This window comes from uncultured Ruegeria sp., from assembly GCF_947500045.1.
GTDB lineage: Bacteria > Pseudomonadota > Alphaproteobacteria > Rhodobacterales > Rhodobacteraceae > Ruegeria.
Genome location: NZ_CANMQQ010000003.1, coordinates 293317 through 314447 on the forward strand (window position 1 = coordinate 293317; position 21131 = coordinate 314447).

Here is a 21131-nt window from a genome sequence, read left to right on the forward strand (position 1 = left end):
GCATCGGCAAGTCCCCGCCCCTTTTCGGGTATCGCGTGGACGCGGTTGTTTGTTTTCGCCTAAAATCACGAAGCCATCGCATCGCACCAAGGGGGAAATGCATGGGCAGCTTGCGCGATACTTTGAACAATCTGGCGCGCGACTACGCCATCGCCTGGAGTTCAGGTGACCCCGAAGCGGTCGCCAGTTTCTTTGCACCCGAAGGTCAGATCAGCGTCAATCGCGGTGAGACACTACAGGGTCACGCAGCAATCGCGGAAATGGCGCGTGCGGTGTACTCCGATTTCCTCGATCTGGAAGTACGTTGTGACATGATGCGGTGGGCCGGGCCTCACGCGTTGTTTGTCAGAACGCTTGAAGGGCTCCACAGCGCAACCGGAAATCGTGTTGTTGTCAGAGGCTGGGAACAATGGGAACTGACACCGGACAATAAAATTCAATCTTCGCTTGAATGGTTCGATGCAGACGATTTCCAGCGTCAAATCGACGGCAAATAGCACAGGCAAACACTCTAGTCTGAGGTCACCGAGTATTCACGCGGAATGCCCTGTGTGATGCGGAACCAGTCCGAGTTTCTCGTCCTGTTCTGATGGGCATCGAGTGCGGCCCGATTTGAAAACACCTCGGATACGTTGAACCTTCCCGGATGGGCATCGTCTTCGCTGACCTCAAACGCGATACAGCCCTCTTCCGCCCGCGTCAGAGCTATGTGTGTTGGCAGCGCTCGTCGTACCTCATCCAGTCGATCCAACGGCACAGCGATATGGCCTTGAAGATAAACTTTCCCGTCACTTTTCGTCATCGGCAACCTCTTGTGATCCGGCAGTCTTGGGGTCAAAGCGCTGCAAAACGGGCCGCTTGTTTGTCGGTCCAAAACACCGTGATCGCAAACCCGTCATCGGTCTGCTTCTCCGACCGCACTACATCCTGGCGGAACAGCCAGGCGCGCTTGTTCCCTTCGGCAAAATCCAAGGTCAGTGTCGTCTCATGCCGCGCACCCTGCAGCATCGTAGCAATCTCGGACAATAATGGTTCAACCCCTTCGCCCGTCACCGCCGATATGGCAAAGATCGCAGGATCCCGCTCGGCCCGCGCCAGCGTGGCATCGCGGTCTTCCGCGTCCAGCAGGTCGATCTTGTTCCAGACTTCCAACCGGGGCCGGTCATCCTCCACGCCCAGAGATGTCAGGATCGTCTCAACATCCTGAGCCTGCGCCTCGGTCTCTTCATGGCTGATGTCGCGGACATGAACGACCAGATCAGCGCCTAAAACCTCTTCCAATGTGGCACGGAAGGCGGCGACCAATTCTGTTGGCAAGTTCGAGATGAAACCCACGGTATCCGACAGGATCACCTCGGGCCCGTCCGGCAGTTCAACCCGGCGCATCGTCGGGTCGAGCGTGGCAAACAGCATGTCCTTGGCCATCACCTCAGCCCCGGTCAAACTGTTAAAAAGCGTAGATTTCCCTGCGTTTGTGTAACCGACCAGCGCAACAATCGGATACGGCACCTTGGCCCGCGCTGCCCGGTGTAGCGTGCGGGTCTTGATGACTTTCTGCAGCTGACGGCGCAAACGCACGAGTTGATCATCAATGGCACGGCGGTCAGCCTCGATCTGGGTTTCACCCGGACCGCCGACAAATCCCAAACCACCCCGTTGCCGCTCTAGGTGAGTCCATGCCCGCACCAAGCGTGTTCGCTGATAGCTGAGCGCCGCCATCTCGACCTGCAGCACACCCTCGCGTGTGCGCGCCCGATCGCTGAAAATCTCCAGGATCAGGCCCGTGCGGTCGAGGATTTTGACATTCCAAGCCTTCTCAAGGTTACGCTGCTGAACAGGCGTAACCGGTCCATCGATCAGAACGAGCTCTACTTCGTTCTCGTGAAAGCGCTCGCCCAGCTCGTCGATCTTGCCGCTGCCGAACAACAAACCGGCCTGCGCGCGTGGAAGACGAACGATTTCAGATCCGACCACATCCAGGTCGGGCAACGCAGCAGCCAAGGCAACCGCCTCGGCCAGCGCCGGTTCAGGGACACGGCGCTGTTCATCTGATTTGATTTCGGGATGCAGCACCCAGGCCCGGGTGCGCGCCCTCTCATGTTCCATCAAGAGGCGTCTTCGCCCTCATACAGGTTGATCGGCTGTGACGGCATGATGGTCGATATCGCGTGTTTATAAACCAGCTGCGACTGTCCGTCGCGGCGCAGCAGCACGCAAAAATTATCGAACCAAGTGATCACACCCTGCAATTTCACGCCGTTGATCAGGAATATCGTGACCGGGACCTTTGCTTTCCGTACATTGTTCAGGAACGCGTCCTGCAGATTTTGTCTGTCCGAAGCCATATTATAATAATCTCGCCATTGTTCTTGCTACGCGCTGCGGACCAACGCGCTCCCTCCGGCAGAGTATGGAGTGGTGCGCGCAGATATTCCAGATGAAAAATCAGGCAGTAACAGCAGACACCTGCCGTTAGGTCAATCTCGCCACAGCGTTGGCGTAATCAACGCCACGATTGCCAGCGTTTCCAACCGACCAATGACCATCGCGGCGCAGACAGTCAGTTTGGCGCCGCCGGACAGGTCGATCAGGCGAATAGGTACATCAGTTGCCAGCTCAATCAGCGGTCCTGTGGTGCTCAGCGCGGCGACGCTCAGCACCATGGCCTGCTCAAATCCGACACCCATCACAGCCAGCAGCAAATCGAACAGAGCCAGCGTCAGAGCAAACATCATCAGGAAGATCCAGGCGATGAAGGCACCATCACTTTGAATGCGACGATTGCCGCCACCTTCACCGCTGACGGATGAAGGATAGATAAGCCGGTCAATCTCGCGCTTGCCGTTAAGGTAGAGCGCAAAGACACGCAGCAGTTTGACTCCTCCGGCGGTGGTGGCCACACCGCCTCCGATCAACGCGAGCCCCATCAGGATCAACCCCGGTGTGCCAAGGCCAGACAGTTGCTGCGCATCGTTCCAGTTTGCACTTTCAAATCCTGCGGTGGTCAGAAAAGACATCACCGTGAACACCATGCCCCACGCCACATGTAGTGCCTGTGAAATCTCGATCTGGATGCCGAGCTCTGCCGTTCCAACCAGTACGCGGATAAACAGCAATGCCGCAACCACCAGCACGATGAAGAGACCGATCCGAAACTCGGGGTCTTTGTCCAACCGAGAATAGCCCGAGGTTGCTGTATCGGTCGAAAATGTCAGCCGCGACAAGGCGAAGAAAAGAAACAGGAACAGGATTGCCTCGCCGGTAATGCCAGCGGTCGAACCCTCAAGACCGCCGACCGGTGAGATACCGGATGTCGCCATCACCGACATTGCGTGGCACACGGCAGTGAGCCCCTGCTCACCTGCGATCAGCAGAAGAACCCAGATCACCACGGTCAGGCCAGCATAGACCGGGGTCAATGCGCGAGAAACGCGGATCAGATGACCCCGTGGATCGGCCTTTTCGCTTTGTGCCACACCTGAAACGGGACGCCCCGGTTGCCCTCTGGCCGTCACCTCGAATCCCCCCAGCGACAACGGGGCAAGGATCGCAGCAGCCGAAATCCACATCAGCAAACCGCCCATCCATCCGACCAGCGCGCGCCACAAATGCAACGGGGCAGAAAGACGTGCAGGATCAGGGAACAGGTCCGCGCCTGTCGTGGTCAGCGCGCTGACCATATCGAAGTAAGCATTCAGAAAACTGGTGGTTCCCAACGCCTCATGAAACGGTATGGCCAGGAATATCGGCAATATGGTGAACGCAGCCAGCAGGACCGCCAATTGGCCAAGTGTTCCACGCCGGGGTTTTCGGTTCGACATCGCCAACGCAATAATCGAAACGGCAAAAATCCCCAGCAATCCGGAATAAAAGAATGATCGCGAAGTGTCGTGATCATCCAGAAACAACGCATAAGCTGCAGGTATCCACATAGCCAATGAGCCTATGCCCCAGATCATCAGCAATAGCGGTAGGCGCCGCATTACTCCGATCCGTTGCTGTCCGCGCGCCTGCAACATCAGAAGAAATCGATCGAGACCTGCATCAGGCGTTCCACCTCGGGCACATCCTTGGCCAGGGCGAAGATCGCGACGACGTCTTTTTCGTCTATGCGCAGGCTGCCGGTCGGGCGCAGAACCTCGTCCCCCTTACGTACGGCTCCGACAAGGACACCTTCGGGAAAGTCGATATCCCGCAGCTTTTGTCCCGCCATCGGTGAGGTTGACAGGACTTCGGCTTCGATCACCTCCGCCTCGGCATCGCCAATGGAATAAACCTGACGCACACGCCCGTGCCGGATGTGGCGTAGGATCGAGCTGACGGTGGTGGCACGCGGGTTGATATAGGCGTCGATTCCCAGCGGCCCCATCAGTGCGACCATACTGGGATCGTTGATCAAGGCGATAGCCAGCGCGCAACCTTCGCCTTTGGCACGAACAGCGGCCAGCATATTGGTCCGGTCATCATCCGTGACCGCCAGCATCGCATCGGCCCTGTCAATTCCGGCCTCGCTCAGCAAGGCCGAATCCAGACCATCGCCATTCAGAACAATCGTCCGCTCCAATGCCTCAGCAGCGATTTCGGCGCACTTGCGATCTCGTTCGATAATCTTGGCGCGGATCCGGCCTTCACGCTCTTCCAAAGTCCGGGCCACTTCAAGCCCGACATTGCCGCCGCCAACGATGACCACGCGATCCTGCTGACGCTGCGCTTTGCCAAACACCTCCATTGTGCGGTCGACGTCCTTGACGCTGGTGAAGACATAACATTCGTCCCCTACAAACAGCTGATCATCGGGTTCAGGCGCAAACAGCGTCCCTTCACGGCGGACACCAACCACGATCGAGCTGAGCGTGGAAAACAGATCGGTCAACTGGCGCAGCGGAGTGTTGACGATAGGGCAATCTTCTTCGACACGGATGCCCAATAGCTGTGCCTTGCCATCCATAAACAGTTCCGTATCGAACGCCGAAGGTGCCGAAAGACGACGCATCGCAGCGGCCGCGACCTCGCGTTCAGGGCTGATCACCACATCGATGGGCAGATGATCCCTGCGGTAAAGATCGGAATGGATCGCCTCAAGATAAGATTTCGAGCGCAGGCGCGCGATCTTGCGCTGGATCGAAAAGACCGAGTGGGCCATCTGGCAGGTGACCATGTTCACCTCATCCGAATGGGTTGCGGCGATGATCATTTCTGCGTCGCGGGCACCGGCGCGTTCCAGCACATCTGGATAGCTGGCAAACCCGGCGATCCCCTGAACATCCAACGTCTCGGTCGCACGGCGCACCAGATCGGGGTTGTTGTCGACCACCGTCACATCGTTCAACTCGCCCGAAAGGTGACGCGCAATCTGCCAGCCAACCTGACCGGCACCGCATATGATGACCTTCATATAACTGGCCCCTCTGCCTGAAATCTTTGAATGACAGATGCCCCCAAAGCGGTCAATTGAATTGTCATGGCACACAAGCTGCGTCAAAGTAAGTGTATGAAAACAATTCTGCCCACGCTGATTTGCCTGCTGATACTCTCGGCCTGCGGCCCACTTTCGCTGTATTACCGAGAAGGTGAGAGTGTTTCGCGGATGCAAAACGAGACAACGAATTGTCAGGTGCAGGCCCTCAAGGACGCCCCCGTCGCCAATCAGGTCCGTCAGAGCCCTCCGGTCTATTGGCCCGGGCGCACCTATTGCGATGGGCGGGGCCGATGCTATCGCAACCCCGGCTGGTGGGAGCCTGGGCGGGTGTACACGGTGGACGTAAATCAGGGGCTACGAAACAAGGTCGAGGCACAGTGCATGGCGCAAAAAGGCTATCGCCCGGTCAGCCTTCCGCCATGTAAACAGGGCGTCAAATCGCGGGTTCCACCGATACGCACCACGACGCTCCCGCCACTCAGCAGCGCGTCCTGCTTCGTTAAATTCGACGATGGTTCATTCCAGATCATTACGCCGGGTCAATCCGGCTGACCTGCGGCGCTGCGCAAGCACCAGATGCACAAGGATTGCGATGCTGTAAAACGCAGCGACTGCCAAGAACATTCCAACCTCATCTGCGCCCATCAGGATCACCAGCAAAATGGGTGTTCCCAGAAGATTCCCAGCATTGCCCATCTGTGCCATTGCGCCATAACTCAGGGCTTGGGCCTCAGGCGTGTCGTTCAATTCGGGCACCGCCGCGAAACTGCCACCTTGCACCAATCCCAGAACCGCGAACAACGCGATGCATCCGGCGGCCAGAGGTGCACCCAAAAACAGTGCAAGGATTGTCAGAATACCCAATGCGAACCCCAGATTGACGACACTGACGCAGCTCAGCACCGTCAGAAGAAATGGCACCACCAGCCACGACAGTACAATCCCGGCCAACGGCATCAGTGCAGCAATCGATGCGCCCTGCCCCTCAGGCAGCCGACCCGGCAGAATCGCCAGCAGCGACACGAAAGTCAGTGTGTAGAAGAACCACCCAATCGCAGGCGCTGAAATAAAGGGGGAACGGTAGGTTCTGAGATGCACGTTAAGGAACGCGGAAATACCCCACCCCATGCCGATCGACTGGTCTGTATGCGATTTCAGACCGCTGGACGCGATCAAACCGGCAATCAACAGCATCAAGAACCCGTGCAAAGCAAAGTAGCTGGTCAGCCCGAACCGATCGACAATTGGCAGCCCAATCCAGGCATTCAATGCAAAGGCGACGCCAAAGAACGTGCTCCATAGCACCATCGCATTATATCGCGCGCGGCCCGTTGTGATCTGAGCAATCAGCGTTGGGGCAGCAACAACAATCGCAAGATGGGAAAGCCCCTCGATTACCCGGCTGAGCAGCATCAGTTGGAACCCCGGCAAGCTCGATTGAAACAAAGATAACGCGCCGCCGAGGACTAGACCTGTCAATAGCAGTCGGCTTGGTCCGATCCTTGCAGTAATTGCCCCGGATATTGCGCCCAAGGCCGCCCCCATCAGACTGATGATCGAAAGCAGCCAGCCGATCACTGCGATATGATCTGGATACAATGGTCCAATGTCAGCAAACGGAACGGCAATCTTGGCAAATTGAGTCGCAGCCCCAAGGCCTGCGAACCAGATCAGCAGGACGTGCAGAAATGTGCGGAAGGACTCGTTCATGCCTTTGGTCTATCGCGGCGAGCGCACCGGCGGAACGCATAAATTATGCGGCGCCTTCGCGCCGTCCGCTGACCAGACGAACCGGAGTACCATCGGCCAGATACAAACGTTCCCACACGATTTGTCCGGCGCTGATCCTAATCTGGTCATGTACGGCCTCTGACGTCAAAAAGGCCTTGGGCGAAGGTGAATGCAATTCCCACCAGCCGTCCTTCTGTAGTTCGGCTTCGGCCTGCCTGATCTCATCCGTCGCGAACTGCCAGAGCGACACGCCCAGCAATGCATGCTGAGAGGTCTTCCAGTCCCGCGCCCTGCTGGCCGAATAAGCAAGGCAGGTGTGACTGGCTTCTTCAACAAGATGAAGGCACTCGGCCGAATTCACCACCAGCCGTTTCAGCGCAGAATCCTGAACCCGGGATGGGCCGAGCGCAGAAAAAACCTCTTGCTGAACATGAACCGAAGGGGTCTGCCCCCCATTCTCCCAGCGTGAAACCGTGGTTTGATCGACCCCGAGCAAACCGGCAAGGGCAGATTGCTTCAATCCAACCGACCGGCGCAACCGCCGCAGACGTTTTCCAAAGGCTGGGAAGCCGATTGAAACGGCGGAAGTTTTCGCACCCTCGGCATTCATTGACTCAATTCCCATACTTTCCTGAGTGACGATATCACTCAGCGGGTTCAGGCTCATCTATTTGGGCCACACGCGCGCCCGATTTGTTCGAGGTCACAACGCCAAGAGACTTGAGTTTACGATGCAATGCGCTGCGCTCCATGCCAACAAAGCTGGCGGTGCGGCTGATATTGCCGCCAAACCGGTTGATCTGAGTCAGCAGATACTCGCGCTCAAATGCCTCACGGGCCTCACGGAGCGGCAGCGTCGCCAAAGCGCCCGACAGAACCACACGCCCGGTTTCGTCGGATTTCTCTTCTTCATTGGGAAGTTCGCGCGCTTCGATCGGACCAGTACTGTCACCAAGGATCAGCACCCGCTCGATCAGGTTCTTGAGCTGACGCACATTGCCGGGCCATGTCATCGTTTGAAGAAGCGCGACGGCCTCATCCGATAGATCACGCACCGGCAAACCCTGAGTTTCATTGCACATTTCGATAAAGTGCTGCGCTAGAACCGGGATATCCTCGCGTCGTTCTTCCAGCGAAGGCACCGCGATCGGCACAACATTCAGCCGGTGATAAAGCTCTTCGCGGAATCGGTCTGCCGTGATCTCATCTTCCAGATCACGATTGGTCGATGAGATGACGCGCAGATCGACCCGCACCTTGTCGGAACCACCCACGCGCTGGAACTGCTGGTCAACCAAAACACGCAGGATCTTAGACTGCGTCCCCAGCGGCATATCCGCGACTTCGTCGAAATAAACAACGCCGCCATGTGCCTCTTCCAGCAAGCCCGATTCGACCCCGCGTTCCGAGGATTCGCGACCAAACAGAACCTCCTCAACCCGCTCGGGCTCAATCCCCGCGCAGTTGACTGTGACGAAGGGCGCGTTGGCCCGGTTCGAATGCGCGTGGATATAGCGCGCGGCAATTTCCTTGCCCGACCCCGCCGGTCCGCTCAGCATGACGCGACCGTTCGATTTGGTCACTTTGTCCAACTGACCCTGCATCGCCCGGAACGAGGCCGACTTACCGATCATGTCTGAACAGCTAACCTCTTGCCGCTTCAGCGAAGCGTTCTCACGGCGAAGGCGCGAGGTTTCCATCGCGCGGCGGATCACCACCATCAACTGGTCAATATTAAAGGGCTTCTCGATAAAGTCGTAAGCGCCCTGCTTAATCGCGGCCACCGCAATTTCGATATTGCCATGGCCCGAGATGATTACCACCGGCACGTCCGGGTTATCCCGTTTCACTGCTTTCAGAATGTCAATCCCGTCCATACGGCTGTCTTTCAGCCAGATATCCAGGATCAACAGCCCCGGAGGTTCTGCATTGATTGACGCCATGCACTCGTCCGAGTTCGCCGCCAGCCGTGTGGAATAGCCTTCGTCCTCCAGAATGTCGGACACCAATTCACGAATATCGCGTTCGTCATCTACGATCAGAATGTCGCTCATCTTTGGCCTGCTTTCAGTTTGTTTGTTTTAATCGCCTGTTTTTCCGGCGCCATTGACGGGCCACCTGAGGCCCCAGGGAGACGAATGACAGCCATCGCGCCAAAATGGTCTTGTCCGTCGAATGTGGGCGCGTCTTCCAATGTCAGCACTCCGCCATGTTCTTCGATTATCTTTTTGACGATAGGCAGGCCAAGGCCAGTGCCCTCGTCTCGGGTAGTCACGTAAGGTTCAAACAGCCGCGCGCGGTCTTCAGGCAGGCCGATACCGTTGTCGGCAATCGTGATCTGCGTTCCGGCATCGTCGCCGAAGACTGCAATCTTGATCTGCGGTTGCAAGTTGTCCGGTGCGCCCTTTTCTTTCAGCGTTCCAATGGCCTCACCCGCATTCTTGATCAGGTTGGTCAAAGCCTGACTCAGCATGGTTGAATCCACATCCACCAAAATTGGGTGTTCGGGCAGATCAGCGTCGATCTGAACGTCCGGCTGACCCGCTTGTTGCAGCAGAACAGCTTCGCGCACCAGAGTGACGATGTTCTCTTCCCGTCGTTCTGGTTCCGGCATCCGCGCGAATTTCGAAAACTCGTCCACGATCCGCCGCAGATCATTGGTCTGCCGCACAATGACATCAGTCATCGATTCCAGACTATCGCAATCTTCCTCATCCAATTTGCGCGAGAACTTGCGCTTGATCCGCTCGGCGCTCAATTGGATGGGGGTCAATGGGTTCTTGATCTCATGCGCGATGCGGCGGGCCACGTCGCCCCAGGCCGCCATTCGCTGGGCGCTGACCAGATCGGTCACATCGTCAAAGGCCACCACGTAACCTTCCAGCCCACCATCCTCACCACGTCGGGTTGCCATGCGCACCAACAAGTTCTCAAGCTGACCCTTGCGTGTGACCTTGACCTCGCCCTGTACCGCCTCTTGCCCGCTATCCTTAAGGTTTTCGAACAAAGGCAGGAATTCCGGCACCGCGATGCCGATGGCCAAATGGTGTTCACCGCCGGACCACCCGAGCAATCGCTCGGCAGACCGGTTTACAAACGTCACGCAGCCATCCGGATCAACGCCAACAACCCCGGAGGTCACCGAGCTGAGAACAGAATCGAATAACCGGCGCCGACGCTCGATCTGGCGCGTGTTCTCCAGCAACGTATCGCGCTGCCCCTTCAACTGACGGGTCATCTGATTGAAGTATCGACCCAGCATCGCGATTTCGTCATCGCTGGCCTCTTCGATGACCTGAACGCTCAGATCACCTGCACCAACACGTTGCGCGGCGGTGGTAAGTCGCCCGACAGGGCGCGATAGGCGCTCGGCGAACCACATGCCAAGTGACATTGCGGCAAGGATCAAGATCACCGCGAAGCTCAGGTACAAAAGCCCGAATTCGAACAGCACCCTGCCCCGTTCACTTTCAAGCTGTCGGTAGAACTGCGCAGTTTCCTTGGTTTCGTCCAGCAATGTCAAAAGCTGCCCGTCAACCTCTCGACTGACATAAAGATAACGATCCAGGTAAGCGCGCAGAGGCACCAGTGCGCGGAATTCGCTGTTTTCCCAATCGGCGATGATCGCCATGCCCTGATCATTCGCCTCGATCATCTCTTCCGGCGTGGGGGCCTCATAGTCGAACAGATAAGACCGATCCCCGCGCGAGCGGATCTCACCACTGCCGTCGATCACATACGCCTCACGCAGGCCACGCTGAATCTGAGACTGGCCCTGCGCCAGTACCTCACGCAGCTCGGCGTCCGAGATATAGTAATCAAGCGATCGCGCGTTATCGAGAAACCGAGCCAGAACAACCGCGTCCTGGGTCAGACCTTCGCGATGTTCCAGTTCATAAGCCTCGGCAGCGGTCAGTGACGATCCCACAACCTGACGCACCCGGTCTGAGAACCAACCTTCCAGGCCGATATTCACAGTCAACCCGGCGAATATTGCCACAGTCACGGTTGGCACCAAAGCCAACAGCGTAAACGCGCCGATCAGGCGCAGGTGAAGCCGCGAACCCGCCGATTTGGCACGGCGTGCCGCGATCAGACTGAAGAGTTGCCCCAGTACCAGCGCGGCCACGACCAGCACATAGACCAGATCAGCCAACAAGATCAGCCGCAGCGTCGGAGCCGCAGCGCCAAGATCAAAAGGACCAATGACCAGATAGGTCGCAAGCGCCAAAACCGGCCCTAAGATAACCAATCCCAAAGTACTGAAATTACGCATCCTCCGGGACCTGCGCCACCGGTTGATCGATAGGATCGGCCCACTCTGTGCCCGGGTTGCCACTGTCTGCCCTCTTACTGATGTGCCGCTTGCGCGGCTTACCGCCATATGTCGTGGTCGTTCCCGGGTGCGAACCCGAATGCCACGATTTGTGTGGCGATATTACATCAGTTTGCGTCGACGTGTCACCTGAATATCGAGGTCGGTGATCTTTTTCCGCAGCGTATTCCGGTTAATCCCCAGAAGATCAGCACATTTTGCCTGATTGCCCCCGGTCGCATCCAACGCGATTTCGATCAAAGGCGCCTCGACCTCGCGTAAAATTCGTTGATAGAGGCCCGGCGGCGGCAGGATATTCCCATGCAAATCGAAATAACGCCGCAGGTGACGCCCCACCGAAGACGACAGCTTTTCACGCTCACCATCGCCTAGAACCGGCTCGACCTCAGGCTGGCTGCCCAGCACCATCTCAACTTCGGTGCGCGAGATATCCTCGGCACGGCTGGTCAGGCTAAGACGTCGAATTGCATTTTCCAGCTGACGCACATTTCCGGGCCAGGAATACCGGCGCACCAGTTCAACGGCTTCGGGGCTGAGGCGGCGTTGTGTGCCACTTTCACGTTCTTCCCGAGCCAGAAAGTGATCGGTTAGCAGCGTGATATCATCAACGCGTTCGCGCAGTGCAGGCACTTGGATCGTTGCACCACAGAGGCGATAATAAAGATCCTGCCGCACACGACCACTTTCCATCGCGCTGGTCAGATCCGATTGGCTGGTGGCCATGAAACGCGGTGCATGATCGCCCGGAGCATCCATCATACGCACGATCCGGGCCTGAATCTCATCATCGATATCTGTGATTTCGTCGATCAGCAGTGTTCCGCCCCGCACCCTGGCCATGACTCGCGCCGGGCCTTCCAGATCGCTGAGATCAGCGGCCGTTACGGTGACAAAAGGCAGTGTCCGGCGGTCTGAAAAATCATGAATGGCGCGCGCAATCAACGACTTGCCCGTACCACTTTCGCCCGAGATCATCACCGATAGATCCGTATTCATCACCCGCGCGACCAGACGATATAGCGCTTGCATTACGGGGGTGCGCCCAACCAAAGGCAATTCGTCCGGTCGCTCTGCGCTGGGTTCAGAAAACTCGGTCTGCGCGCGCTGTTTCTGGTCCAGTGCACGCGCAGTGCGCTTCATCAGATCAGGTAGATCGAAGGGCTTGGGCAGATAGTCATATGCATCCGCCTCAGCCGCCTGAATAGCGGTCATAATAGTGTTCTGTGCCGAGATCACGATGACCGGCAGACCGGGACGATCTTGTGCGATCTTCGGCAACATCTCGAGCCCGTTTCCGTCCGGCATCACCACGTCCGAGATCACAACATCCCCCTTCCCCTCGGCCACCCAACGCATCAGCGTGGTCAGCGAGGATGTCGCATGCACTTTGCATCCCGCCCGTGTCAGGGCCTGGGTCAGAACCGTACGGATCGTGCGGTCGTCATCGGCGACCAGAACTGTGCCATCCATCAATTGCTCTCCTTGTCATATGTGCCTTGCGGTGCGCGCCGCAGCGACAATCGGAATACAGTACGCCCGGGCACAGATTCCGCTGATATCCATCCGTCGTGGTCGGATATGATCTTGCTGACCAAGGCCAGCCCCAGGCCGGTGCCGTTTTCTTTGCCGGAAACAAACGGATCGAAGATTTCTCCTTCAATCTTTTCCGGCAATCCCGGCCCGTCGTCGATGATCTCGATCTGCAAGGGTAGCGAGTGGCCGGAACCATCGCTGCGTCGCAGTCGGAACGAATGTTCGAAATAGGTGCGCAACCGGATTGTGCCATTGCCATCAGCAGCTTCCGAGGCATTCTTGAGCAGATTTAGAACCACCTGCAAGAACTGGTCCGGGTCTCCGTAGGCCAATGGTAACGAGGGATCGTAATCCTCGATTATGGTCATATGCGCGCCGAAACCCAGCAGCGCCGATCGGCGCGCGCGATCCAAAACGTCGTGAATATTGACGGGTTTGAAATCGGGTTGAGACAGGTTACCGAACTGTTCCACCTGCTCCAACAGCTTCACGATTCGGCGACTTTCTTCGACAATAAGGTCTGTCAATTCAAGATCTTGCTGTGAGATATTCATGCTCAGCAATTGTGCCGCACCAGTAATACCTGCCAATGGGTTTTTGATCTCATGCGCCAGCATCTCAGCCATGCCGATGGCTGACTGCGCCGCCGACTTCACCGTATTGCCGCGTGTCATCCGCCCGGATAGTTCGCGTGGCGAGATGATCATGATCATGGAACCGGGCTGCCCGACCAACGGCGCGATCTGCAACGCACATTGCAACGGTGCGCGATTGCCCGAGCCGACATCGACATCGTTCACAAACAAAGGAGTGCCTTGCTGACGGGCGCGCAAAAAGGCCTCCTCCAACGGCGCATCGACGGCGATCTGATCCCAGACTGGGTGCCCGATCACCGCTTTGCGGGAGGCGTTCAAAAACCCCTCACCTGCGGAATTGATGTCTGCTATGCGATCCTCGGGGTCGATGACGAAGGCCGGAACCGGCAGCGAGGTCCAGATGCTCTGATCCGAGGTCATGCCGCAGCCTCCGCCGGGCTGCTCATGGCATCGCCTAACATCCGCAGCACTTCATCCGTATCGCGCGACGTCAAGACCGCGCGTCGTAACGTGGCGGGCGTTCCAGCCCCATCCATGTACCAGCCCAAATGCTTGCGTGCGACGCGTAGGCCAAGATCAGTGCCGTAGAACCCAAGCATGGCCTGATAGTGACCGCGCACCATTTCAATCAGATCGGAACCAGTCGGTATGGTCGGCGCCGCAGCGCCATAAAGATCGTGACAAATCTGCGCCAGCAACCACGGCTTGCCCTGAGCGCCCCGTCCCACCATCAGTCCGTCAGCCCCTGACTGTTCCAGCGCGGTTTTTGCAGCCTCCGCGTCAACGATATCTCCGTTCGCAATGACGGGGATCGAGACCGCCTCTTTCACCGCACGGATTGCATGCCAATCAGCGCGCCCCTTGTAGAACTGGCAGCGCGTGCGCCCATGGATCGTAACCATCCGGATACCCGCATCTTGCGCCCGCCGCGCCACATCCGGCGCGTTCAGCAAATTGTCGTCCCAACCCAATCGGGTCTTTAGTGTCACCGGCACGTCCACAGCACCAACGACAGCTTCGATCAGCGTCAGCGCGTGATCCGGCGTTTTCAGCAAGGCTGATCCGGAATAGCCGTTTGTCACCTTTTTGGCTGGGCATCCCATGTTGATGTCGATCACCCGCGCACCCCGGTCGACAACTTGACGGGCGGCTTCAGCCATCCAATGCGCCTCGCGCCCGGCCAATTGAACGGCAGTGTTTTCTACATCCGCCGACAGTTCAGCCCGTTCGCGGACGCCCGGTTTGGCCTGTACCATCTCTTGACTGGCAACCATTTCGCTGACCACCATGCCCGCGCCGAAGCGCATCACGAGATCCCGGAATGGTCGATCCGTGATTCCGGCCATGGGTGCCAGCAACACCGGAGGGGTCAGATCTTTGTCAGCAAGACGCAGGGTCAATGTGCCTAATCCTTGAGCAGTTGCGCATTTGATATCGAAATCACAGCATATGAACAACAAAACGGCGGCGCACAAGCTCGTCAAATCATCATATGCCTATTTTTTAGGCATGTTGACGTGGGTGATTGCCTCTGCATTCACCGCCCCCTAAACAATGCCTCAATCAGGAGAACAAAAAAGATGACCACAGCTGCCATCATTGTTGCCGCCGGTCGGGGCCAGCGCGCCGGAGGCGGAGTGCCCAAACAATGGCGTGCCATGGGTGGGCGGCGCGTGGCAGATTGGACCATCGATCGCTTCGAGGGGCTGGTTGATCATATCGTTTTGGTTCTTGCGGTAGACGACACTGCGGTCTGGGAAGAATTCAACAATACTAAACTCATTCTTGCAGCGGGCGGCGCAGACAGGGCTGGATCGGTCCGCAACGGTCTGCAGGCTTTGGAAGCGTATGGCGTTGAAAAGGTTTTGATTCACGATGTTGCCCGCCCTTGCGTTAGCGCTCGGGTGATCAGAGACGTTCTGGACGCGCTCGACACGCTTCCCGCTGCCGCTCCGGGATTGGCCGTCACAGATGCCCTCTGGACCGGAGATGGATCGGTGGTCACGGGAACACAGGACCGATCCGGTCTTTTTGCTGCACAGACGCCGCAGGGGTTTCACTATGGCGCGATCACAGCTGCGCACGCAGCCCATCCCGGAGGCGCAGCGGATGACGTCGAAGTCGCGCGTGCAGCCGGGATCGATGTTGCGATCATTCCGGGCGACGCGGATAACCTGAAAATCACCAGACCCGAGGATTTCGACCGGGCCGAACGCATAATGGGTAAGGATATGGATGTAAGGCTGGGCAACGGATACGACGTGCACCGATTTAGGGACGGAGATCACGTGATCCTCTGTGGTGTAAAGGTGCCGCATAATCGTGGTCTGCAAGGTCATTCGGACGCCGATGTCGGAATGCACGCGGTGACCGACGCGATCTATGGCGCGCTGGCGCAAGGTGATATCGGGCAACATTTCCCGCCCTCTGACCCGCAATGGAAAGGCGCGGCGAGCGAGATTTTCCTGCGGCACGCCGTCGATCTGGCCGAGCAGATGGGTTACGCCATCTCGAATGTCGATTGCACGCTGGTCTGCGAATTTCCCAAGATCGGCCCGCATGCCGAAGCCATGCGCACTCAGATGGCGCGGATCCTGGGGCTGCGCGCCGATCAGGTCTCGGTCAAGGCGACAACATCGGAGCGGTTGGGCTTTACCGGTCGCGGCGAAGGCATCGCATCGCTCGCTACAGCCTGTCTGGTGAAATCATGACCGTCGCACGGACGATCGGAACCGTCTGTGGCGTCGGTTATCTGCGCCCTGCCCCCGGCACCTGGGGTTCCCTGGCCGCGCTGCCGCTGGCCTGGGTGCTGCATATGCTGGGCGGTTTCCCTCTGCTGGTCCTCGCGACCTTCGCGGTCTTCTTCGGCGGCCTCTGGGCTACGCGCGTCATGACCGCTGGACAGGAAGACCATGACCCATCCGAGATTGTCATCGATGAGGTCGCAGGCCAGTTCATCGCCATCTGGGCGATTTCCTACCCGTCATGGGCGCACGGGATAGATATCTCAGCGCTCTGGCCCGGTTGGGTGGCGGGCTTCGTACTGTTTCGCCTGTTTGACATCACCAAGCCCGGCCCCATCGGCTGGGCTGACCGGCGCGGTGACCCGATGGGCGTGATGTTGGACGATGTGATCGCAGGCGTCTTTGCCGCCACCGGCGTGGTCATCCTTGCCGGTATCGCACATGGAGTGATGGGCCTGTGACAGTGACCGACCTACTGGACCGCGCCAAAGCGCAGGGCGTGATGATCACCACCGCCGAAAGCTGCACGGGCGGCATGGTCGCTGTTGCGCTGACCGACATCCCCGGCAGCTCTGCCGTGGTCGAGCGCGGTTTCGTCACCTACACCAACACCGCCAAGCAAGAGATGCTGGGCGTGCGTGCCGATACACTTGAGGCACATGGTGCCGTCTCAGAGGAAGTGGCGCGCGAAATGGCCGAAGGTGCGCTGCGCAATTCACAGGCGCAGCTGGCGGTCTCGATCACCGGCATCGCTGGCCCCGGCGGGTCAGAGTATAAACCCGAAGGCCGAGTTTGTTTTGGTCTGGCTGCCAATGATCAGGCCACACGTACCGAAACAATCGAATTCGGCGCATTGGGGCGTAACAATGTGCGCCGCGCTGCCCGTGATCATGCACTGGTCCTTCTGAACAACGCGCTTTGCACCCCGCCGCAGGATTAGAAAAACCTGCATGGCGTGGGATTTCCCAATGAACAAGGTTGCCATGCGGCCTGTCTTTGCGGCAGCTATCACGATTGTGAGGGCAAAGATGGTTGCACCTCATACCCCGCCTCGCGTAAACGCCGACAACAAGACAACGGCCTTACTATCTTTTCTGCAATGAAAGATCGGGCCTTTTACAGGAGCAGTTGAGCCCACCTCAAACTGCTTTGCCCGCAAGGGCACAAAGCGGACCTCTTTGGGGTCCGCTTTTCTTTTGCACGCCTCTCGACTCTGACCTTGTGGACGGGCTATCAGCCCGCAACGTCATTTCAGCACCGAGGTCCCGACATGATCCCCAGTTCCTTTCCCGATAGCACTGAAATCGCCCGCCTGACTGCGCGGATGTTGCTGGAGATCAAAGCCGTCCACTTCAATTCGCGTGAGCCGTTCACCCTGTCCTCTGGCCTGCCCAGCCCGACCTATATCGACTGCCGCAAGCTGATCTCGTACCCGCGCATCCGCTCGACCCTTATGGATTTCCTGACCGTCACCGTGATGCGCGACGCGGGCTTTGAAGCCTTCGACAACATTGCCGGTGGTGAGACTGCAGGCATACCCTTTGCCGCAATGGTGGCTGAACGCATGGCCCTGCCGATGACATACGTGCGCAAGAAGCCCAAAGGCTATGGCCGCAACGCCCGCATCGAAGGCGCGATGGGCGAAGGCGAACGGGTCCTGTTGGTCGAGGATCTGACGACTGATGGCGGATCAAAACTGTCTTTCGTGGATGCGATCCGCGACACCGGCGCGACATGTGGGCATACGGCCGTGATCTTCTATTACGGCATCTTCCCCGAAACGGAAAAAACGCTGGGTGATCATGGCATACAACTGCATCACCTGTGCACCTGGTGGGATGTGCTGGCCGAGGCCAAGGCACAAAAGGCCTTTGATGAAGAAACCCTTAGTGATGTCGAGGCCTTTTTGAATGACCCGCGCGGCTGGCAGGACGCCAATAAAACCACGTAAAACTCATGTGGATAGATTGGGGATAAGCACAGAAGAATCGGCGCGCGCGCCACGATATCTAGTGACTTTTCCGTCGATTTCTACATAATAAGCTACGCACACGCAGGTATCGGAACTGTCAGGAAAGTTATCCCAAGGCTTTACCCCAACTTAGCCACAAGGATTTCCAGATAGCTTGCAAACGCATTTCGCGTATAGAACCTCGGGACGGGCAGCGGGGACGAGATGAACGAGATTAGCAGTATCGAGCAGGCAGCGGCACAGATTCAGAGCCCAGAAACCATGCCGCACTCCATCGAGGCCGAGCAGCAGCTTCTGGGTGCGATTCTAACCAATAATGATCTGTATGACCGAGTTGCGTCGATCATCGGGGCCGAACATTTTTTTGACCCAGTTCACGCCCGCATCTACGAGGTCGCATCGGCCCGTATCGCCAAGAATGCGCTGGCCTCACCCGTGACGTTGAAATCCTTCATGGCCGAAGATGAAGGCCTGAAGGAGTTGGGCGGCCCCGCTTATCTGGTTAAACTGGCCGGGGCGTCGATTAGTGCGTTTGCCGTGCATGACTATGCCCAAATGATCTATGACCTCGCCATCCGTCGGGAACTTATCCGGTTGGGCCGGGATATCTCGGACAAAGCTGCACGGGTCGATGTCAGCAGCGAGCCCAAAGAACAAATCGTCGAGGCCGAGCAACAGCTCTATCAGCTTTCCGAGCAGGGCCAGACCGAACAGGGATTCCAATCCTTCCTCAAGGCGGTCACAGAAGCCGTCAACGTCACCAATGAGGCGTACCAGCGCGGTGGCGGCATGGCGGGGATTTCCACCGGTCTGGCCGATCTGGACAAACAACTGGGTGGTTTGCACCCTTCTGACCTGATCATTCTGGCCGGGCGTCCATCGATGGGTAAAACCTCGCTTGCAACCAACGTCGCGTTCAACGTGGCCAAGGCTTACAAACGCGGCACCAAGCCTGACGGAAGCGAAGGTGCGATTGACGGCGGTGTGGTTGGATTCTTCTCATTGGAAATGAGCGCGGAACAGCTGGCGGGCCGGGTTCTGGCCGAAGCTTCCGAGATTTCCAGCCACAAGATCCGCCAAGGTGATATGACCGAGGCCGAGTTCCGACGCTTCGTCGACGCCGCCAAGGAATTGGAAGCCTGCCCTCTTTTCATCGATGACACCCCCGCCCTCCCGATCTCACAACTTGCGGCGCGGGCACGCCGGTTGAAACGGACACACGGGCTGGACCTGCTGGTGATCGACTATCTGCAGCTTTGCCGCGGTATGGCCGAAAATCGCGTCAACGAGATTGCCGAGATTTCAATGGGCATGAAGGCCATCGCCAAGGAACTGAATATCCCGGTCATCGCCCTGTCACAGCTGTCTCGTCAGGTTGAAAACCGTGATGACAAGCGCCCGCAATTGTCCGACCTGCGGGAATCGGGCTCGATCGAGCAAGACGCCGACGTGGTGATGTTTGTGTTCCGCGAAGAGTACTACAAGGAACGCGAAAAGCCCGGCGATCACGAGCTGGATAAGATGGAAGAGTGGAAACAGGCCATGGAGAGCCTGCACGGCAAGGCCGAAATCATCGTCGGCAAGCAACGACACGGCCCCATCGGCACGGTCGAGCTGTCCTTCGAGGCGCAGTTCACCCGCTTTGGCAATCTCGTCAAACCGTGGCAGCAAGGCGGGCAGATCGAAGAGTATTGACCCTAACGAAATCACCATGCACTAATTCGGCTATGCAATATTCTCTCAAACACTTGCCACGTCGTGTCATACTTGCGCGCCACTTCGGGCATCGCCGCAAGCGTTTTGACGGATAGATCGGGGGCACCCTTCGCCCCTGAAACCATCCCAGCAAAGCGAGAGAGAAATGACAGAATTCACTGAAATCCCGGTCGTTAGGCTGGGTGCGCGCCCTGATGAGGAAATCGCCAGAGATTTTCGCGCCGCTTACGGAACAACCGGCTTTGGATATATCGTAGATCACGGCGTCGACCCCGCCCTGATCCGAAATGTGTTTGATGCCTCAAAACACTTCCACGCGTTGGCCTTGGCCAAAAAGCAGGCAATCGCAGTAGATCGGAGCCATCGCGGCTACATTGCGATCAATACGTCGACGGATGTGAACTCATCACTGGCTGATGTCACAAAGCCCAATCAATCCGCCAGTTTCATGATGATGCGCGAAGACGCGCGTGTTGACCCAGATATCTATCTTTCCGGCCCCAATCGGTGGCCCGATCTGCCCGGTTTCCGCGAAACGCTTGAGGCCTATGTTGAGGTCATGTCAGAATTGGGCCGCAGGCTGATGCGGATTGCGCTTTTGGCCAGCGGCGCCACTGATTTCTCGGTCTTGTCAGCCTTTGACGACCCCACCATTTGGTTACGTCTGTTGCACTACCCGCCACAACCCAAGACCAGCCCGGACGATCTGTTCGGTTCTGCACCTCATACGGACTTTGGATGCCTGACGTTGCTGGCACAGGATCAGGTGGGCGGATTACAGGTTCAGACACCTGCGGGAGCTTGGGTTGACGTCCCATCAAACCCGGATGCGTTTGTCGTAAACGTGGGCGACATGCTGAACCGAATGAGCAATGGCCAGCTGTTGTCGACACCCCACCGCGTGATCAATCGCTCGGGGCGTGAACGATACAGCGTTCCTTTCTTCTTTGACCCGCATGTGAATACAATCATCCAACCCTTGCCGGGCACTGGCACACCCAACTTCAATCCACTGATTTTCAGTGATTTCCTACGTTCTGAGCTGGAAGCAGCGTACGAGGCGCACAAACCGAACAAAAATTAG

Annotated in this window: 20 protein-coding genes; 8 read left to right on the top strand and 12 right to left on the bottom strand. The window is 57.7% G+C overall.

Translation table 11 applies throughout. The features are described 5' to 3' along the window. Positions 1–101: 101 nt before the first annotated feature. Complete coding sequence (locus Q1B46_RS07310; RefSeq protein ID WP_299660742.1) at positions 102–497, top strand: nuclear transport factor 2 family protein; 396 nt, start codon at positions 102–104, stop codon at positions 495–497. 14 nt (positions 498–511) lie between these two features. Here Q1B46_RS07310 and Q1B46_RS07315 read toward each other — a convergent pair whose 3' ends face one another. From Q1B46_RS07315 to trkA, 5 genes are all read right to left on the bottom strand, one after another. Beyond that, the gene (locus tag Q1B46_RS07315; protein WP_299946380.1) at positions 512–802 is read right to left on the bottom strand and encodes a putative quinol monooxygenase; all 291 of its coding nucleotides are present in this window, start codon (positions 800–802) and stop codon (positions 512–514) included. A 32-nt stretch (positions 803–834) separates the two neighbouring features. Next, positions 835–2106 (bottom strand): GTPase HflX, encoded by a 1272-nt coding sequence (gene hflX / locus Q1B46_RS07320; protein WP_299946382.1) that lies wholly within the window; start codon positions 2104–2106, stop codon positions 835–837. Next, positions 2106–2345 carry an RNA chaperone Hfq gene (hfq, locus tag Q1B46_RS07325; RefSeq protein ID WP_005982826.1) on the bottom strand — a complete coding sequence of 80 codons (240 nt, stop codon included), beginning with the start codon at positions 2343–2345 and terminating at the stop codon, positions 2106–2108. The genes hflX and hfq overlap by 1 nt, the downstream gene beginning before the upstream one ends. Positions 2346–2477: 132 nt before the next feature. Beyond that, on the bottom strand, positions 2478–4019 hold the full coding sequence (locus Q1B46_RS07330; RefSeq protein ID WP_299946385.1) for a potassium transporter TrkG: 1542 nt from the start codon (positions 4017–4019) through the stop codon (positions 2478–2480). Further along, the gene (gene trkA / locus Q1B46_RS07335; protein ID WP_299660751.1) at positions 4019–5395 is read right to left on the bottom strand and encodes a Trk system potassium transporter TrkA; all 1377 of its coding nucleotides are present in this window, start codon (positions 5393–5395) and stop codon (positions 4019–4021) included. Before trkA ends, Q1B46_RS07330 begins: the two co-directional genes overlap by 1 nt. A 96-nt stretch (positions 5396–5491) precedes the next feature. Between trkA and Q1B46_RS07340 the strand changes: the two genes are divergently transcribed. Continuing rightward, positions 5492–5971 (top strand): hypothetical protein, encoded by a 480-nt coding sequence (locus Q1B46_RS07340; protein WP_299946388.1) that lies wholly within the window; start codon positions 5492–5494, stop codon positions 5969–5971. Here Q1B46_RS07340 and Q1B46_RS07345 read toward each other — a convergent pair. The 7 genes from Q1B46_RS07345 to dusB form a co-directional block, all read right to left on the bottom strand. Next, entirely contained in the window at positions 5936–7129 is a 1194-nt protein-coding gene (locus Q1B46_RS07345; RefSeq protein WP_299946390.1) for an MFS transporter, read from the bottom strand. The two genes, Q1B46_RS07340 and Q1B46_RS07345, sit on opposite strands and share 36 nt — an antisense overlap. A 43-nt stretch (positions 7130–7172) precedes the next feature. Continuing rightward, complete coding sequence (locus Q1B46_RS07350; protein WP_299946392.1) at positions 7173–7817, bottom strand: helix-turn-helix transcriptional regulator; 645 nt, start codon at positions 7815–7817, stop codon at positions 7173–7175. Then, positions 7795–9204, bottom strand: a complete 1410-nt coding sequence (locus Q1B46_RS07355; protein WP_299946394.1) for a sigma-54 dependent transcriptional regulator — start codon at positions 9202–9204, stop codon at positions 7795–7797. Before Q1B46_RS07355 ends, Q1B46_RS07350 begins: the two co-directional genes overlap by 23 nt. Then, a complete protein-coding gene (locus tag Q1B46_RS07360) occupies positions 9201–11426 on the bottom strand; it encodes a PAS domain-containing sensor histidine kinase (protein ID WP_299946396.1) in 2226 nt (741 codons plus the stop codon). The genes Q1B46_RS07355 and Q1B46_RS07360 overlap by 4 nt, the downstream gene beginning before the upstream one ends. A gap of 162 nt (positions 11427–11588) precedes the next feature. Further along, a complete protein-coding gene (locus Q1B46_RS07365) occupies positions 11589–12956 on the bottom strand; it encodes a response regulator (protein WP_299946398.1) in 1368 nt (455 codons plus the stop codon). Further along, complete coding sequence (locus tag Q1B46_RS07370) at positions 12956–14035, bottom strand: ATP-binding protein (RefSeq protein WP_299946400.1); 1080 nt, start codon at positions 14033–14035, stop codon at positions 12956–12958. Before Q1B46_RS07370 ends, Q1B46_RS07365 begins: the two co-directional genes overlap by 1 nt. Next, positions 14032–15015 carry a tRNA dihydrouridine synthase DusB gene (gene dusB / locus Q1B46_RS07375; protein WP_299946402.1) on the bottom strand — a complete coding sequence of 328 codons (984 nt, stop codon included), beginning with the start codon at positions 15013–15015 and terminating at the stop codon, positions 14032–14034. The genes Q1B46_RS07370 and dusB overlap by 4 nt, the downstream gene beginning before the upstream one ends. Positions 15016–15195: 180 nt before the next feature. On the opposite strand from dusB, the gene Q1B46_RS07380 reads away from it, so the two are divergent. The 6 genes from Q1B46_RS07380 to Q1B46_RS07405 all read left to right on the top strand — a co-directional run bounded on the left by Q1B46_RS07380 (position 15196) and on the right by Q1B46_RS07405 (position 21131). Then, the gene (locus Q1B46_RS07380) at positions 15196–16326 is read left to right on the top strand and encodes a bifunctional 2-C-methyl-D-erythritol 4-phosphate cytidylyltransferase/2-C-methyl-D-erythritol 2,4-cyclodiphosphate synthase (protein WP_299946404.1); all 1131 of its coding nucleotides are present in this window, start codon (positions 15196–15198) and stop codon (positions 16324–16326) included. Next, positions 16323–16820 carry a phosphatidylglycerophosphatase A gene (locus Q1B46_RS07385; RefSeq protein WP_299946406.1) on the top strand — a complete coding sequence of 166 codons (498 nt, stop codon included), beginning with the start codon at positions 16323–16325 and terminating at the stop codon, positions 16818–16820. Before Q1B46_RS07380 ends, Q1B46_RS07385 begins: the two co-directional genes overlap by 4 nt. Continuing rightward, complete coding sequence (locus Q1B46_RS07390) at positions 16817–17299, top strand: CinA family protein (RefSeq protein WP_299946408.1); 483 nt, start codon at positions 16817–16819, stop codon at positions 17297–17299. Before Q1B46_RS07385 ends, Q1B46_RS07390 begins: the two co-directional genes overlap by 4 nt. Before the next feature lie 330 nt (positions 17300–17629). Next, on the top strand, positions 17630–18310 hold the full coding sequence (locus tag Q1B46_RS07395) for an orotate phosphoribosyltransferase (protein ID WP_299946410.1): 681 nt from the start codon (positions 17630–17632) through the stop codon (positions 18308–18310). A gap of 225 nt (positions 18311–18535) precedes the next feature. Beyond that, positions 18536–20026, top strand: a complete 1491-nt coding sequence (locus Q1B46_RS07400; protein ID WP_299946412.1) for a replicative DNA helicase — start codon at positions 18536–18538, stop codon at positions 20024–20026. 166 nt (positions 20027–20192) lie between these two features. Continuing rightward, positions 20193–21131, top strand: coding sequence for a 2OG-Fe(II) oxygenase family protein (locus tag Q1B46_RS07405; protein WP_299946415.1), 939 nt, complete (start codon positions 20193–20195; stop codon positions 21129–21131).

Bases quoted from the DNA above. Each gene is read 5' to 3' on its own strand.
- Q1B46_RS07310 (WP_299660742.1), top strand. From the start codon at position 102: ATGGGCAGCTTGCGCGATACTTTGAACAATCTGGCGCGCGACTACGCC.
- Q1B46_RS07315 (WP_299946380.1), bottom strand. From the start codon at position 802: ATGACGAAAAGTGACGGGAAAGTTTATCTTCAAGGCCATATCGCTGTG.
- hflX (WP_299946382.1), bottom strand. From the start codon at position 2,106: ATGGAACATGAGAGGGCGCGCACCCGGGCCTGGGTGCTGCATCCCGAA.
- hfq (WP_005982826.1), bottom strand. From the start codon at position 2,345: ATGGCTTCGGACAGACAAAATCTGCAGGACGCGTTCCTGAACAATGTA.
- Q1B46_RS07330 (WP_299946385.1), bottom strand. From the start codon at position 4,019: ATGTTGCAGGCGCGCGGACAGCAACGGATCGGAGTAATGCGGCGCCTA.
- trkA (WP_299660751.1), bottom strand. From the start codon at position 5,395: ATGAAGGTCATCATATGCGGTGCCGGTCAGGTTGGCTGGCAGATTGCG.
- Q1B46_RS07340 (WP_299946388.1), top strand. From the start codon at position 5,492: ATGAAAACAATTCTGCCCACGCTGATTTGCCTGCTGATACTCTCGGCC.
- Q1B46_RS07345 (WP_299946390.1), bottom strand. From the start codon at position 7,129: ATGAACGAGTCCTTCCGCACATTTCTGCACGTCCTGCTGATCTGGTTC.
- Q1B46_RS07350 (WP_299946392.1), bottom strand. From the start codon at position 7,817: ATGAGCCTGAACCCGCTGAGTGATATCGTCACTCAGGAAAGTATGGGA.
- Q1B46_RS07355 (WP_299946394.1), bottom strand. From the start codon at position 9,204: ATGAGCGACATTCTGATCGTAGATGACGAACGCGATATTCGTGAATTG.
- Q1B46_RS07360 (WP_299946396.1), bottom strand. From the start codon at position 11,426: ATGCGTAATTTCAGTACTTTGGGATTGGTTATCTTAGGGCCGGTTTTG.
- Q1B46_RS07365 (WP_299946398.1), bottom strand. From the start codon at position 12,956: ATGGATGGCACAGTTCTGGTCGCCGATGACGACCGCACGATCCGTACG.
- Q1B46_RS07370 (WP_299946400.1), bottom strand. From the start codon at position 14,035: ATGACCTCGGATCAGAGCATCTGGACCTCGCTGCCGGTTCCGGCCTTC.
- Q1B46_RS07380 (WP_299946404.1), top strand. From the start codon at position 15,196: ATGACCACAGCTGCCATCATTGTTGCCGCCGGTCGGGGCCAGCGCGCC.
- Q1B46_RS07385 (WP_299946406.1), top strand. From the start codon at position 16,323: ATGACCGTCGCACGGACGATCGGAACCGTCTGTGGCGTCGGTTATCTG.
- Q1B46_RS07395 (WP_299946410.1), top strand. From the start codon at position 17,630: ATGATCCCCAGTTCCTTTCCCGATAGCACTGAAATCGCCCGCCTGACT.
- Q1B46_RS07400 (WP_299946412.1), top strand. From the start codon at position 18,536: ATGAACGAGATTAGCAGTATCGAGCAGGCAGCGGCACAGATTCAGAGC.
- Q1B46_RS07405 (WP_299946415.1), top strand. From the start codon at position 20,193: ATGACAGAATTCACTGAAATCCCGGTCGTTAGGCTGGGTGCGCGCCCT.